Raw genomic sequence first — 14,612 nt, 5'->3', positions numbered from 1 at the left:
CACGTTAAGGAGAAAAGAGTGAATTCACCGATTTCAATCGCCATACATGGTGGGGCTGGGACCATACTGCGAGAGCAAATGAGCGACTCACTAAAAGCGGCCATATTGTCTGATTTAGAGAGCGCGGTGCGCGCTGGGCACTGCTTGTTAGCGGCCGGTGGCGACGCGCTCGATGCGGCGGTCGCGGCGGTGAAAGTGCTGGAAGACTCGCCGCACTTCAATGCAGGGAAAGGCTCGGTGCTGACCCACAAAGAGTTTGTCGAGATGGATGCCTCAGTGATGCATGGCGCCCAGTGTGATGCTGGCGCGGTGGCGGGGGTGCGCCATATTAAAAATCCGGTAGAAGTTGCCCGCTCAGTGATGCAGAAGAGCGACCATGTGCTCTTGATCGGAGAGGGCGCGGAAGCGTTCGCCTTTGAGCACGGCTATACCTATACCGAGCAAGATTACTTTTTTACCGAGCGCCGCTATGAGCAGCTTCAGTCGATGAAAGAGAAAGGGATGTTTGCCCTGTCGGAGTCGCGCTATCCGGATGACAACAAGTACGGCACGGTCGGAGCGGTGGCGCTCGATGCCAACGGGAATTTGGCAGCGGCAACCAGCACCGGCGGTATCACCAACAAGAAGTATGGCCGAGTCGGTGACTCTGCGTTGATTGGCGCGGGCACGTACGCAGAAAATGGCGTTGTGGCGGTCTCCACCACGGGAATGGGTGAGTACTTCATTCGCAAAACCGTGGCCGTTGATGTTGCGGCGCGCATGCGCTATCTCAAGGAGAGCGTCCAGCAAGCCAGCGACAGCATCATTCAAGGGGAGCTCAAATCGTTAGGTGGAGAAGGTGGCCTGATTGCTCTCGATGCGCACGGGCAAGTGCACTTTGCCATGAACAGCTCAGGCATGTATCGCGCTAGTATTGATGCCGCGGGTAATTTATGTGTGAAAATTTACGCCGATGAATGAAAGCCGCCACTGACTGTGAGTCAAAATGGATAATAGGATCTGAAAATCTCGTTGCGTACCAGAGCACTAGCGGGGTTTCCTTTGGGATGATTAAAAAATGACTGCACGAAGTGTGATTCGGTGCTAGAATCCTTTTTTAACTAGCAATCAGACTTGGAAAGATGGGAAATAACGTAGTCGTTCTGGGCACCCAATGGGGTGACGAAGGTAAAGGTAAAATCGTAGACCTTTTAACTGAAGATGCAAAATATGTGGTTCGCTACCAAGGCGGTCACAACGCAGGTCACACTCTAGTCATTGACGGTGAAAAAACCGTTCTCCACTTAATTCCATCAGGTATTCTTCGCGATAACGTTAAATGTGTTATCGGTAATGGCGTTGTTCTTTCGCCAGAAGCGTTACTGAAAGAAATGAAACCTCTTGAAGAGCGCGGCATTCCAGTGCGCGAGCGTCTTTTCATTTCTGAAGCCTGTCCTCTTATTCTTCCATACCACATCGCTATGGACCAAGCGCGTGAAGTTGCGCGTGGTAAAAAAGCGATCGGTACAACAGGCCGTGGTATCGGTCCTGCGTATGAAGATAAAGTGGCGCGCCGTGGTCTTCGTGTTGGCGATCTGTTCGACATGGACGCGTTTGCTGAGAAACTGAAAGAAGTGATGGAATACCACAACTTCCAGCTTGTGAATTTCTACAAAGCGGAAGCGGTGAGCTATGACGAAGTGCTTGAGCAAGCCAAAGGCTACGCAGACCTTCTCACTTCTATGGTGATTGATGTCACTGACGAACTGGATGCGGCTCGTAAGCGCGGCGACAAGATCATGTTCGAAGGTGCACAAGGCACACTGCTTGATATCGACCACGGTACTTACCCATACGTGACCTCATCGAACACTACAGCAGGTGGTGTTGCGGCAGGCTCTGGCTTTGGTCCTCGTCACATTGGTTACATTCTTGGTATCGCGAAAGCGTACTGCACACGTGTTGGTGCAGGCCCATTCCCGACGGAACTGTACGATGGTCAAGACAAGCAAGATCCTATCGGTAAACACCTAGGCACGGTTGGCCACGAGTTTGGTGCAACGACAGGTCGTCTACGTCGTACCGGTTGGTTTGACGCTGTCGCAATGCGCCGCGCGATCCAAATCAACTCAGTGTCCGGTTTCTGTTTGACGAAATTGGACGTACTGGATGGCTTGAAAGAGCTGAAAATCTGTACGGGTTACAAGATGGATGATGGCGCTATCCTTGAAGTGTCACCAATGGCGGCAGAAGCGTTCGAGAAGGCAACCCCTATCTACGAAACCATGCCTGGTTGGTCTGAGAACACCTTCGGTGCCAAGTCTATCGATGATTTGCCTCAAGCTGCGCTGAACTATATCAAGCGTATTGAAGAGCTCACCGGCGTGCCTGTTGACATCATCTCAACCGGTCCTGACCGTAACGAAACCATCATCAAAGTTCACCCGTTTAACGCCTAATCTAGGCTGGCAGCCCTACTCGCTACTGGCTGCCACAACGGTGAATAGTGAATGTGATAAACCAGCGCTCTTGCGCTGGTTTTTTTATGTCTTTACAGCTTGAATTCTCTCCCTTTCGCGGCAACAATTTGCCTTGTAGCGGCAATTTTGATTAAAGAGTTATCAATCTTGGTCGATATAAGGTTCAAGCTTGCCACCTCTTTCGCCGGTTTGTTGGCGTCGACTCCAGCAGTGGAGTCATTCGGTGGTGGTCGCTCACAATTGAGGTGTAGTGTTGAGTCGCGCATCCCAGTTAACAATGGACAAACAATCGAAGTAAAGAGTGCAGATAATGACGCTAAAAACGTTAGCGGCTTCGATGGTATTGATGTTGGGCGCTCAAACGGTCACCGCGAATGAGCTAGCGGAGATTGGTGAACCGGTCCCGATTTATACCGAAGCTGAACTGATCAAACTGATTAACGACAACAAGCACCTTGAGCAAGTCAAAGCCGACAAATGTCAGCTGGTGGAAGACATTGTCGCGCGCGCAACGCGCATTAGCCTACCGTCTTACGAGTTTTTGTATGGCGATATGTTGGCGTGGGGTGTGTGTGTGGAGCAGGATGTGGAACTGGGTCTCTACTATATGGAGAACGCTGCCCATCAAGGTTTACCTGCCGCGCTGGAGCAGCTCGGGCGTTACTACTCTCGAGGCACCTTGGTACAAGAAGACAAAGAGCGCGCGATTCCTTATCTGCGTGAAGCCGCTGCGATGGGCAACCTGAACGCGCGTATTCATCTGGCAGAATTGCTGCTGCGTGATTATGGCAGCCCGCTCGATTATGAAGATGCCTACCGCTGGCTCTACAACTCCGTCACCGCGGATCAGCGCACCCACAAACGCATCTCTATTTTGCGTCAGGGGCTGGAGCGCCGTATGCCGCAAAACATCATCGCGCGCGCCAAAAAACGCGACACGTTCTGGTAACGCACTCGTTCTGCTAGGGGGCGGGGCTCGCGCTAGCAGGCGACGGACTTAGAATTCGAAACAGACACCACGCGGCTTATCCAACCTGCACTCTGGATTGGCCTTTGTGGCCAGTGATGGTGATACTCAGCTCGGCTGGGTATTTTGCTTTTATCTCCTCACCTTTTATCCGCTAACCCTTCTACTTGCAAACTCTGCCTAAAAAGACCACCTTTCACTTTAAAAACGCTAGCTTAGTATTAAAAGCTCACTTGAGCCGATATACTGTTATTAACTCCTCTGGAAAAAATAGGCGTGCCTATGTCTGACACAATGCCCAACGATCCGTTTGCCGATCGTGAATCTGAAAATTACGAAAACCCCATCCCAAGTCGTGAGTACATTCTTGAGTATCTCACTAACGCGGGAGTGCCCATGAACCGCAACGATCTGTTTGAGGCGCTCAAACTCGAAGGCGAAGAGCAATACGAAGGTTTGCGCCGCCGTTTGCGCGCGATGGAGCGTGACGGGCAGTTGGTGTTTACGCGCCGTCAATGTTACGCCTTGCCAGAAAAACTCGAGATGGTGAAAGGCTATGTGATTGGCCATAAAGACGGTCATGGTTGGGTCCGACCGGAAGGCAGTGTCGGCAAAGATAACGACATCGTGTTGCCGCATCATCAGATGAAAAACATCATTCATGGTGATTACGTCTTAGTGCAACCGACCGATAACTCGAAGCGCGGCCGCAAAGAAGGGCGCCTGGTGCGTGTGTTGGAAGAGCGTCAGACGCAGATCGTCGGCCGCTTTTTCATGGAGTATGGCTACTCCTATGTGGTGCCGGATGACTCTCGAATTAGCCAAGATATTTTGATTCCTAATGACCAGCGAGCAGGGGCTCGTATGGGCAACGTGGTCGTAATTGAATTGACCGACCGTGGCTCACGCTCACGTGGCATGATGGGCAAAGTGGTTGAAGTTTTGGGTGAGAATATGGCGCCAGGTATGGAGACGCAAATTGCCATTCGTACCCACCAAATTCCTCACGAATGGCCCGAAGCGGTTGAGAAGCAGATTGAAGGCCTGGGTGAAGAGGTCCCGGAAGAGGCGAAAGTCGGTCGTGTTGACTTGCGCGACTTGCCATTGGTCACCATTGATGGCGAAGACGCGCGCGATTTCGATGATGCTGTCTACTGTGAAGCGAAGAAAGGGGGCGGCTGGCGTCTCTGGGTGGCGATTGCGGATGTCAGCTATTACGTTCGTACCGATAGCGCGTTAGATAAAGAGGCCATCAACCGTGGTAACTCGGTCTACTTCCCATCACAAGTGGTGCCAATGTTGCCTGAGGTACTCTCTAACGGACTCTGTTCACTGAATCCACAGGTGGACCGCTTGTGTATGGTGTGCGAGATGACCATCTCAGAAACCGGCAAGCTGTCAGGCTACAAGCATTACGAAGCGGTGATGAATTCTCACGCGCGTCTGACCTACAGCAAAGTGCATGACATCCTCGAAGGGGATGAAGAGCTGCGTGAGCGCTACCAAGCTTTGGTGCCGCATCTTGAGCAGCTGCACGCGATGTACAAAGTGCTAAAAGAAGCGCGCGATCAGCGTGGGGCGATCGAGTTTGAAAGTGTCGAAACCAAATTTATCTTCAATGCGCAGCGTAAAATCGAAAGTATTGAGCCTGTGGTGCGTAACGATGCGCACAAGATCATTGAAGAGTGTATGATTCTGGCCAACATCGCCTCGGCTTCCTTGGTGGAAAAAGCCAAAGAGCCAGCGCTATATCGTATTCACGAAACGCCGGGCGAGGAGCGCTTAACGGGCTTTAGAGATTTCTTGGCTGAGCTTGGCTTGGATTTGAAAGGCGGTTTGGAGCCTTCTCCTACGGATTATGCGGATTTGATGAAGCATATCGGTGAGCGCCCTGATAAAGAGCTGATTCAAACCATGCTACTACGCTCGATGAAGCAAGCGGTGTACAATGCCGACAACTGTGGCCACTTTGGCTTGGCGTTGAAGCGTTACGCGCACTTTACGTCGCCGATTCGTCGTTACCCAGACTTGCTGCTTCATCGCGCGATTAAGTATTTGATTGCCAAACAAGCGGGCACTAATCACGATCGCTGGACCCCAACAGGCGGCTACCACTATTCATTTGATGACATGGACTTCTACGGTGAGCAGTGTTCGATGACCGAACGCCGCGCTGATGACGCGACGCGTGAGGTGTCGGATTGGCTCAAATGTGAGTACATGCAAGATCATGTTGGTGAAGAGCTAGACGGTGTGATTGCCAACGTCACGGGCTTTGGCTTCTTTGTCCGTTTGAGTGAGTTGCACATCGATGGCTTAGTGCACATCTCTAACTTGGCGAACGACTACTATCAGTTTGATCCAATCGGCCAGCGCTTGATCGGCGAGAGCTTTGGCGCCATTTATCGTCTTGGCGATAGCGTCAAAGTGAAGGTGCTGTCGGTTAACTTGGACGACAGACAGATCGATTTTGAGTTGGTGGAAAGTAGCCGAGTGCCACGTGGTAAAGGCAAAACGTCGAAAAAACGCGCGGCAGAAGCGCAGCGTAAAGCAAAAGAGAAGAAGCGTAACGCCAGCGGAAAAGGCGAGCGCCGCGCCATCCCTGCAGTGGAGCCGACTAAGCGTCCTGACACTGAGCGCGGTAAAGCGGGCGCGAAAGGTCAGTCTCGTGGCGACGCGAGCGCTGAGGGGGCGAAAAAGCCAAAAGTCAAAAAGGCCATCAAGAAAAAGCCCGGTCGTAAGCCGAAAAAAGCCACACGATAATCTATCGAAGAGAGGGGCGCATCACGCCTCTCTCTTGAATCAAAACAGGTTAACTAATGAGTAACGAATTTATTTATGGCATCCACGCCGTCAAAGCAGTGTTGGCCAAAGAGCCTGAACGTTTTGTTGAAGCGTATGTTCTTAAAGGGCGTCAAGACGACCGCCTGCTACCTATCCTCAACGAGTTGCAAGCGGTAGGCGTTTCCATCCAGCAGATGACGCGCAAAACCCTCGACGACAAAGCGCATGGCGCCAATCACCAAGGTGTGATTGCTCGTGTTAAGCCCGCCAAGCCGCTCAACGAGCATGATTTGGATGACATTATCGCCAAGCACGACAATCCACTGCTGCTAGTACTGGATGGGGTGACCGATCCCCATAACTTAGGTGCTTGCCTACGTAACGCTGATGCGGCGGGTGTTTGCGCGGTCATCGTGCCGAAAGATAAGTCGGCGCCAATGACGGCAACGGTTAGCAAAGTGGCGTGTGGCGCAGCAGAAACCGTACCCTTAGTGCGCGTGACTAATCTGGCGCGCACGATGCGCAGCTTGCAAGAGCAGGGCATCTGGTTTGTCGGCACCGCTGGCGAGGCGACGCACGATATCTATCAAGCCAAACTGACTGGCCCACTGGCCATCGTCATGGGTGCCGAAGGAGACGGTATGCGCCGCCTAACGCGCGAGACCTGTGATGACCTAATCAAAATCCCAATGGCCGGCTCAGTCTCGAGCTTAAACGTCTCGGTTGCTTCAGGCATCTGCCTCTTCGAAGCCGTCCGTCAGAGGTTGGGGTAAGGTCCTAGTGGCGAGTGCCTAGTTCCTAGAGGGCGACTTCTAGGAACTAGGCACTTCTTTTCACTTTTTTCTTCTTCCCCTCTCACTTTCTTTAAGCACCCCTCTGGCTCTCTATACGCTCCTTCTAGGAACTAGAAACTAGGCACTTCTTTTTCTCCCCCCTCTTTTTCTGCGACTATTTTTCAAACAACCCTTGCATGTGAAACTGTGATCTGTATAATCCCCCGCACTGGTTAAGCCAGTTGTGAACCAATGAGCAGCGAGGAGCTGATTTACCGCTTGGTAAATTAGGTAATGTAAACTCAGCTTATGTTCGCGGTTAATACAATTAGTTCACCTCTTGAAAACAAACAGCAATGTTTCTCTTCTCGAGAGCTAATCGAAAATTAGCTGACAATGCGTCCTAATCTTGGATGCTACGGTTTCACATAAATCAATCGTACATTCTCTCGCCTTAGCGAGTCTGAGTGGCGATATTGTTTGTGTAATAAATAACTATTGGAGCTCTGTCTCATGCAGAACCAACGTATTCGTATCCGCCTAAAAGCTTTCGATTACAAACTAATCGACGCTTCTACAGCGGAGATCGTTGAAACAGCTAAGCGCACTGGCGCACAGGTTCGTGGTCCAATCCCACTGCCAACTCGTAAAGAGCGTTTCACAGTTCTTATCTCTCCACACGTTAACAAAGATGCTCGTGATCAGTACGAAATCCGTACTCACAAACGTCTAATCGACATCGTTGAGCCAACAGACAAAACTGTTGATGCTCTGATGCGTCTAGACCTTGCAGCGGGCGTTGACGTACAAATTAGCCTAGGTTAAGGGAGATTAGAAGAATGATTGGTCTAATCGGTCGTAAAGTGGGCATGACCCGCGTATTTACTGAAGATGGCGTTTCTATCCCAGTTACTGTTGTTGAAGTTGAAGGTAACCGCGTTTCTCAAGTGAAAACTCTTGAAACAGACGGCTACGCAGCAATTCAGGTAACTGCTGGTGCTAAGAAAGCCAACCGCGTAAACAAAGCTGAAGCAGGTCACTTTGCTAAAGCTGGCGTTGAAGCTGGTCGTGGTCTTTGGGAATTCCGTTTGGAAAACGGCGAAGAGTTTGAAGTTGGCGCTGAGCTAACTGTTGAACTGTTCAACGAAACTAAGAAAGTAGACGTTACTGGTACATCGAAAGGTAAAGGCTTCCAAGGCGCTGTTAAGCGTTGGAACTTCCGTACTCAAGATATGACTCACGGTAACTCATTGTCTCACCGTGCTCCTGGTTCTATCGGTCAATGTCAGACTCCAGGTCGCGTATTTAAAGGCAAGAAAATGGCAGGTCACATGGGTGCTGAGCGTGTAACGACTCAAAACCTAGAGATCGTACGTGTTGACGCTGAGCGCAACCTGCTTCTTATTAAAGGTGCAGTCCCAGGCTCAACTGGCGGCAACGTGATCGTTAAACCAGCTGTTAAAGCATAACGTCTCAGGAGTAAGTAATGGAACTAATGGTTAAAGGTGCTGATGCACTAACTGTTTCCGAAACTACTTTCGGACGTGAGTTTAACGAAGCTCTTGTACACCAAGTAGTTGTTGCGTACGCAGCAGGTGCTCGTCAAGGTACTCGTGCTCAAAAAACACGTTCAGAAGTTTCTGGCGGTGGCGCTAAGCCATGGCGTCAAAAAGGTACTGGCCGTGCTCGTGCTGGTACAATCCGTAGCCCAATCTGGCGTACAGGTGGTGTTACTTTTGCTGCGAAACCACAAGATCACAGCCAAAAAGTAAACAAGAAAATGTACCGTGGTGCTATGAAGAGCATTCTTTCTGAGCTAGTTCGTCAAGAGCGTCTAATCGTTGTTGATAACTTCTCAGTTGAAGCGCCAAAAACTAAAGAGCTTGTAGCTAAGCTGAAAGAGCTTGAGCTAACTGACGCTCTAATCGTGACTAGCGAAGTAGATGAGAATCTATTCCTAGCGGCTCGTAACCTATACAAAGTTGACGCACGTGATGTTGCTGGTATCGACCCAGTTTCACTGATCGCGTTCGACAAAGTTGTAATGACTGCTGAAGCAGTTAAGCAAGTTGAGGAGATGCTAGCATGATCACTGAAGAGCGTATCCTAAAAGTTCTACGTGCACCGCACATCTCTGAAAAAGCAACGATGGCTGCTGAGAAAGCGAACACTATCGTTTTCAAAGTAGCAAAAGATGCGACTAAGAAAGAGATCAAAGCAGCCGTAGAAAAGCTATTTGAAGTTGAAGTTAAGTCTGTAAATACTCTTATCACTAAGGGTAAGACCAAACGTCAAGGTCTACGCCAAGGTCGCCGCAGCGACGTTAAGAAAGCGTACGTTACTTTGAAAGAAGGTCAAGATCTTGACTTCGTTGGCGGTGCGGAATAACAGGAGTAGTTAAACAATGGCTATTGTTAAATGTAAGCCGACTTCCCCTGGTCGTCGTCACGTAGTTAAAGTTGTTAACGCTGACCTTCACAAAGGTAAGCCTTACGCACCTCTTCTAGAGAAAAACTCTAAGAACGGTGGTCGTAACAACAACGGTCGTATCACAGTACGTCACATCGGCGGTGGTCACAAACACCACTACCGCGTTATCGATTTCAAACGTACTAAAGATGGCATTCCAGCGAAAGTTGAGCGTCTAGAATACGATCCAAACCGTAGCGCAAACATCGCTCTAGTTCTGTACGCAGACGGTGAGCGTCGTTACATCATTGCACCTAAAGGTGTTCAAGCTGGTGATCAGATCCAATCTGGTGTTGATGCGCCTATCAAAGCAGGTAACACCCTGCCGATGCGCAACATCCCTGTAGGTTCTACTGTTCACTGTGTTGAACTTAAGCCTGGTAAAGGTGCTCAGCTAGCTCGTTCGGCTGGTGCTTACGCTCAAATCGTTGCTCGCGACGGTGCGTACGTGACTATCCGTCTACGTTCTGGTGAGATGCGCAAAGTATTGTCTGAAGGCCGTGCAACAATCGGTGAAGTAGGCAACGCTGAGCACATGCTACGCGAACTAGGTAAAGCTGGTGCTAACCGCTGGCGCGGTGTTCGTCCAACCGTTCGCGGTGTGGTAATGAACCCAGTAGACCACCCACACGGTGGTGGTGAAGGCCGTACATCTGGTGGTCGTCACCCAGTTTCTCCTTGGGGTATGCCAACTAAAGGCTTCAAGACCCGTAAGAACAAACGCACTGACAAGTACATCGTACGTCGTCGTAACAAGTAATCTATATAAGAGGATAAGCCATGCCACGTTCTCTCAAGAAAGGTCCATTTATTGACCTACACTTGCTGAAGAAGGTAGAGAAAGCGGTGGAAAGCGGAGACAAAAAGCCTATTAAGACTTGGTCCCGTCGCTCAATGATCATTCCAACAATGATCGGTTTGACCATCGCTGTCCATAATGGTCGTCAGCACGTTCCAGTTTTCGTTACCGAAGAAATGATCGGTCACAAACTGGGCGAATTCGCACCAACACGTACTTACCGCGGTCACGCTGCGGATAAGAAAGCTAAGAAGCGTTAAGGAGTAGATGATGGAAGCAGTAGCTAAACATAACTTTGCTCGCATTTCGCCTCAGAAAGCTCGCTTAGTTGCAGATCAAATTCGTGGTAAATCAGTTGATCAAGCTCTAGAAATCTTGACGTTCAGCAACAAAAAAGCGGCTGAACTGATCAAGAAAGTTCTTGAATCAGCTATCGCGAACGCGGAGCACAACGAAGGTGCAGATATCGACGATCTATCAGTCGCTAAAATCTTCGTAGATGAAGGCCCGATCATGAAGCGTATTATGCCTCGTGCTAAAGGTCGTGCGGATCGTATCTTGAAGCGTTCAAGCCACATCACTGTTGTTGTTGCAGACGCTTGAGACTAGGAGAGTAAGCAATGGGTCAAAAAGTACATCCTAATGGTATTCGTCTAGGCATCGTTAAGCCTTGGAATGCTACATGGTTTGCTAACACCAAAGAATTCGCTGACAACCTAGACGGCGACTTCAAGGTACGTCAGTTCCTAACTAAGGAACTTTCGAAAGCGTCTCTTTCACGTATCGTTATCGAGCGTCCTGCTAAGAGCATCCGTGTGACTATTCACACTGCTCGTCCAGGCGTTGTTATCGGTAAGAAAGGTGAAGACGTTGAGAAGCTACGCGCAGCTGTAGCTAAAATTGCAGGTGTACCAGCGCAAATTAACATCGCTGAAGTACGTAAGCCTGAACTGGATGCGCAACTTGTTGGTGACAGCATCGCGTCTCAGCTAGAGCGTCGTGTGATGTTCCGTCGTGCTATGAAGCGCGCGGTACAAAACGCAATGCGTCTAGGTGCTAAAGGTATCAAAGTGGAAGTAAGCGGTCGTCTAGGCGGCGCTGAAATCGCACGTTCAGAGTGGTACCGTGAAGGCCGTGTGCCTCTACACACTCTACGTGCTGACATTGATTACGCAACTTCTTCGGCTCACACCCAATACGGTGTAATCGGCATTAAAGTTTGGATCTTCAAAGGTGAGATCCTAGGCGGCATGCCAGCAGCTAACGCTGTAGAGCCTAAAGGCGACAAGCCTAAGAAGCAGCGCAAAGGCCGTAAGTAAGGAGTCGACAGATGCTACAACCTAAACGTACTAAGTTCCGTAAGGTTCAGACTGGTCGTAACCGTGGTCTAGCTAAAGGTACTGATGTAAGCTTCGGCGAATTCGGTCTTAAAGCTGTTGGCCGTGGTCGTCTAACTGCTCGTCAAATCGAAGCGGCACGTCGTGCAATGACACGTCACGTTAAGCGTCAAGGTAAAATCTGGATCCGTGTGTTCCCAGACAAGCCTATCACAGAGAAACCACTTGAAGTTCGTCAAGGTAAGGGTAAAGGTAACGTTGAGTACTGGGTAGCCCAAATCCAACCTGGTAAGGTGATGTACGAAATGGGTGGTGTACCTGAAGAATTGGCACGTGAAGCGTTCCGCCTAGCGGCTCGTAAACTGCCATTCAAGACGACATTTGTAACTAAGCAGGTGATGTGATGAAAGCACAAGATCTACGCGAAAAAAGCGTTGAAGAGCTAAATGCAGAGCTTCTAGGTTTGCTACGTGAACAGTTCAACTTGCGCATGCAAGCTGCGACTGGTCAACTACAGCAAACTCATACTCTGAAAGCTGTACGCCGTGATATCGCACGTGTGAAAACTGTTTTGACTGAGAAGGCAGGCGCATAATGAGCGAAGTAAAACGTACTCAACAAGGTCGTGTAATCAGCGACAAGATGGACAAGTCTATCACTGTTGCTATCGAGCGTTTCGTAAAACACCCAATTTACGGTAAGTTCGTAAAACGCACGACAAAAGTACACGCACATGACGAGAACAACGAATGTGGCCTAGGCGACAAAGTTGAAATCGCAGAGTGTCGTCCACTGTCTAAGACTAAGTCTTGGACTTTGGTGAAAGTTGTAGAAAAAGCGAAGATGTAATCTCGTTAATTCTATGATGAAACGGCTCCAAAAAGTTTTTTTGGGGCCGTTTATTTTTTGACTACCCAAGTGAAAAAAAGGGTGGTACAATTCGCGTCCCTTTTAAAGAGGCAGCCCGACCCGTGAGGGTCTAGTTTTTTTATATATTTAGCGGAGCACTAACATGATCCAAATGCAAAGTATGCTGGACGCAGCTGATAACTCAGGCGCTCGCAGCGTAATGTGTATTAAGGTTCTGGGTGGCTCTCACCGCCGTTATGCACATATCGGTGACATCATCAAAGTTACTGTTAAGGAAGCAATTCCTCGCGGTAAAGTTAAAAAAGGTGATGTACTGAAGGCGGTGGTAGTTCGCACCCGTAAAGGCGTACGTCGTCCAGACGGTTCTGTCATTCGCTTCGACCGTAATGCTTGCGTACTGTTAAATGACAATACTGAGCAACCAATCGGTACACGTATCTTTGGTCCTGTGACACGCGAACTTCGTAACGATAAGTTCATGAAGATCGTTTCACTGGCTCCAGAAGTTCTGTAAGGAGCACGTAAAGATGGCAGCTAAAATCCGTCGTAATGACGAAGTAATCGTTCTTGCTGGTAAAGATAAAGGCAAGAAAGGTAAAGTAACTAAGGTCCTAGCTACTGGTAAAGTTATCGTTGAAGGTATCAACCTTGTTAAGAAACACCAGAAACCTGTTCCTGCTATGGGTATCCAAGGCGGTATCGTAGAGCAAGAAGCAGCAATCGACGTTTCTAACGTGGCGATTTTCAACGCAGCTACTGGTAAAGCTGACCGTATCGGTTTCCGTATCGAAGATGGCAAGAAAGTTCGTTTCTTCAAGTCTAACGGCGAAACTGTTTCTAACTAATAGAAAGTAATTTGGAGTTCTACTATGGCGAAACTGCATGATTACTACAAGTCGTCTGTAGTCGCTGAACTGACCAAACAGTTCGGTTACTCAAGCGTCATGCAAGTCCCTAGAATCGAGAAAATCACCCTTAACATGGGTGTTGGTGAAGCAATCAACGACAAGAAACTGCTAGAAAACGCAGCATCTGATATGGCAACGATCTCTGGTCAAAAGCCACTTATCACTAAAGCGCGTAAATCTGTTGCAGGCTTCAAAATTCGTGAAGGCTACCCTATCGGTTGTAAAGTAACCTTGCGTGGCGAACGTATGTGGGATTTTCTTGAGCGTCTAATTTCGATCGCTCTTCCACGTGTACGTGACTTCCGTGGTGTTAGCGCTAAGTCTTTTGACGGTCGCGGTAACTACAGCATGGGCGTTCGCGAGCAAATCATCTTCCCGGAAATCGACTTTGATAAAGTTGATCGAGTACGCGGTCTAGACATCACTATTACGACGTCTGCTGGTACTGATGAGGAAGGCCGTGCTCTGCTGGCTGCCTTTAACTTCCCATTCCGTAAGTAAGGTGAAGGGTTACTGTTATGGCTAAAAATTCTATGAAAGCACGTGAAGCAAAGCGTGCGAAGCTTGTAGCTAAGTTCGCTGAAAAGCGTGCGGCTCTTAAAGCTATCATCAGCGATGTAAACGCATCTGAAGAAGATCGTTGGGATGCAGTGCTTAAACTGCAAACTCTTCCACGTGATTCAAGTGCATCACGTCAGCGCAACCGTTGTAACCAAACTGGTCGTCCACACGGTTACCTACGTAAGTTCGGTCTAAGCCGTATCAAAGTTCGCGAAGCTTGCATGAAAGGCGAGATTCCTGGACTTCGTAAGGCTAGCTGGTAATTGCCACTTAATCATTTGGAGTAAATCATATGAGCATGCAAGATCCGATTTCGGATATGCTGACCCGCATTCGTAACGGTCAGGCAGCAGACAAAGTCTCTGTTAAAATGCCTTCTTCAAAGCTTAAAGTTGCAATTGCTGCACTACTAAAAGCTGAAGGTTACATCGTTGATTTCGCTGTTGAAGGCGAAGTAAAACCTGAGCTAGAAGTTACTCTTAAGTACTTCCAAGCGAAACCAGTAATCGAGCAACTTAAACGTGTTTCTCGTCCAGGTCTACGTGTTTACAAGAAGAAAGATGAACTTCCTTCTGTAATGGGTGGTCTTGGTGTTGCTATCGTTTCAACTTCCAAGGGTCTGATGTCAGACCGTGCTGCACGTAAAGCAGGTCTTGGTGGTGAAATCATCGCTTACGTAGCGTAA

Annotated in this window: 21 protein-coding genes; all 21 read left to right on the top strand. The window is 49.1% G+C overall.

Going from position 1 to position 14,612, the window contains the following annotated elements; genetic code table 11:
- The first annotated feature begins 18 nt into the window (after positions 1–18).
- Positions 19–960 (top strand): isoaspartyl peptidase/L-asparaginase family protein, encoded by a 942-nt coding sequence (locus AC6R1A_RS07130; protein WP_500632849.1) that lies wholly within the window; start codon positions 19–21, stop codon positions 958–960.
- A 161-nt stretch (positions 961–1,121) separates the two neighbouring features.
- The gene (locus AC6R1A_RS07125) at positions 1,122–2,438 is read left to right on the top strand and encodes an adenylosuccinate synthase (protein ID WP_334554640.1); all 1,317 of its coding nucleotides are present in this window, start codon (positions 1,122–1,124) and stop codon (positions 2,436–2,438) included.
- A gap of 331 nt (positions 2,439–2,769) precedes the next feature.
- A complete protein-coding gene (gene motX, locus AC6R1A_RS07120; RefSeq protein ID WP_334554638.1) occupies positions 2,770–3,408 on the top strand; it encodes a flagellar protein MotX in 639 nt (212 codons plus the stop codon).
- A gap of 300 nt (positions 3,409–3,708) precedes the next feature.
- Positions 3,709–6,189, top strand: coding sequence for a ribonuclease R (gene rnr, locus AC6R1A_RS07115; RefSeq protein WP_500630337.1), 2,481 nt, complete (start codon positions 3,709–3,711; stop codon positions 6,187–6,189).
- Positions 6,190–6,245: 56 nt separating this feature from the next.
- Complete coding sequence (gene rlmB / locus AC6R1A_RS07110) at positions 6,246–6,983, top strand: 23S rRNA (guanosine(2251)-2'-O)-methyltransferase RlmB (RefSeq protein ID WP_334554633.1); 738 nt, start codon at positions 6,246–6,248, stop codon at positions 6,981–6,983.
- A 513-nt stretch (positions 6,984–7,496) separates the two neighbouring features.
- Positions 7,497–7,808 carry a 30S ribosomal protein S10 gene (rpsJ, locus tag AC6R1A_RS07105; RefSeq protein WP_001181007.1) on the top strand — a complete coding sequence of 104 codons (312 nt, stop codon included), beginning with the start codon at positions 7,497–7,499 and terminating at the stop codon, positions 7,806–7,808.
- Between the two features lie 14 nt (positions 7,809–7,822).
- Positions 7,823–8,452: a 50S ribosomal protein L3 gene (gene rplC / locus AC6R1A_RS07100; protein WP_500630336.1), complete on the top strand. Its 630-nt coding sequence runs from the start codon at positions 7,823–7,825 to the stop codon at positions 8,450–8,452.
- Between the two features lie 17 nt (positions 8,453–8,469).
- Positions 8,470–9,072 (top strand): 50S ribosomal protein L4, encoded by a 603-nt coding sequence (gene rplD, locus AC6R1A_RS07095; RefSeq protein WP_005379556.1) that lies wholly within the window; start codon positions 8,470–8,472, stop codon positions 9,070–9,072.
- Positions 9,069–9,371: a 50S ribosomal protein L23 gene (gene rplW / locus AC6R1A_RS07090; RefSeq protein WP_004398471.1), complete on the top strand. Its 303-nt coding sequence runs from the start codon at positions 9,069–9,071 to the stop codon at positions 9,369–9,371. The genes rplD and rplW overlap by 4 nt, the downstream gene beginning before the upstream one ends.
- Positions 9,372–9,387: 16 nt before the next feature.
- Positions 9,388–10,212 (top strand): 50S ribosomal protein L2, encoded by an 825-nt coding sequence (gene rplB / locus AC6R1A_RS07085; RefSeq protein ID WP_334554627.1) that lies wholly within the window; start codon positions 9,388–9,390, stop codon positions 10,210–10,212.
- Positions 10,213–10,232: 20 nt separating this feature from the next.
- On the top strand, positions 10,233–10,511 hold the full coding sequence (gene rpsS, locus AC6R1A_RS07080; RefSeq protein ID WP_005435078.1) for a 30S ribosomal protein S19: 279 nt from the start codon (positions 10,233–10,235) through the stop codon (positions 10,509–10,511).
- Between the two features lie 10 nt (positions 10,512–10,521).
- On the top strand, positions 10,522–10,854 hold the full coding sequence (rplV, locus tag AC6R1A_RS07075) for a 50S ribosomal protein L22 (RefSeq protein WP_334554973.1): 333 nt from the start codon (positions 10,522–10,524) through the stop codon (positions 10,852–10,854).
- Between the two features lie 17 nt (positions 10,855–10,871).
- Positions 10,872–11,570 carry a 30S ribosomal protein S3 gene (rpsC, locus tag AC6R1A_RS07070; protein ID WP_334554625.1) on the top strand — a complete coding sequence of 233 codons (699 nt, stop codon included), beginning with the start codon at positions 10,872–10,874 and terminating at the stop codon, positions 11,568–11,570.
- Positions 11,571–11,581: 11 nt separating this feature from the next.
- A complete protein-coding gene (gene rplP / locus AC6R1A_RS07065) occupies positions 11,582–11,992 on the top strand; it encodes a 50S ribosomal protein L16 (protein ID WP_005379577.1) in 411 nt (136 codons plus the stop codon).
- Complete coding sequence (rpmC, locus tag AC6R1A_RS07060; protein WP_334554623.1) at positions 11,992–12,183, top strand: 50S ribosomal protein L29; 192 nt, start codon at positions 11,992–11,994, stop codon at positions 12,181–12,183. The genes rplP and rpmC overlap by 1 nt, the downstream gene beginning before the upstream one ends.
- Complete coding sequence (rpsQ, locus tag AC6R1A_RS07055) at positions 12,183–12,437, top strand: 30S ribosomal protein S17 (protein ID WP_500627519.1); 255 nt, start codon at positions 12,183–12,185, stop codon at positions 12,435–12,437. Before rpmC ends, rpsQ begins: the two co-directional genes overlap by 1 nt.
- Positions 12,438–12,600: 163 nt before the next feature.
- Positions 12,601–12,972 carry a 50S ribosomal protein L14 gene (gene rplN / locus AC6R1A_RS07050; protein WP_334554619.1) on the top strand — a complete coding sequence of 124 codons (372 nt, stop codon included), beginning with the start codon at positions 12,601–12,603 and terminating at the stop codon, positions 12,970–12,972.
- Positions 12,973–12,985: 13 nt separating this feature from the next.
- Positions 12,986–13,303, top strand: a complete 318-nt coding sequence (gene rplX, locus AC6R1A_RS07045) for a 50S ribosomal protein L24 (protein WP_334554617.1) — start codon at positions 12,986–12,988, stop codon at positions 13,301–13,303.
- 24 nt (positions 13,304–13,327) lie between these two features.
- Complete coding sequence (rplE, locus tag AC6R1A_RS07040; RefSeq protein WP_334554615.1) at positions 13,328–13,867, top strand: 50S ribosomal protein L5; 540 nt, start codon at positions 13,328–13,330, stop codon at positions 13,865–13,867.
- 17 nt (positions 13,868–13,884) lie between these two features.
- Positions 13,885–14,190, top strand: coding sequence for a 30S ribosomal protein S14 (rpsN, locus tag AC6R1A_RS07035; RefSeq protein WP_334554612.1), 306 nt, complete (start codon positions 13,885–13,887; stop codon positions 14,188–14,190).
- A 29-nt stretch (positions 14,191–14,219) separates the two neighbouring features.
- Complete coding sequence (gene rpsH / locus AC6R1A_RS07030) at positions 14,220–14,612, top strand: 30S ribosomal protein S8 (protein ID WP_500627520.1); 393 nt, start codon at positions 14,220–14,222, stop codon at positions 14,610–14,612.

This window comes from Vibrio sp. R10-SG3-ISO3 (assembly GCF_059834225.1).
The sequence above is the reverse complement of the archived record's forward strand: the minus strand, read 5'-3'. Positions and strand labels throughout refer to the sequence as shown.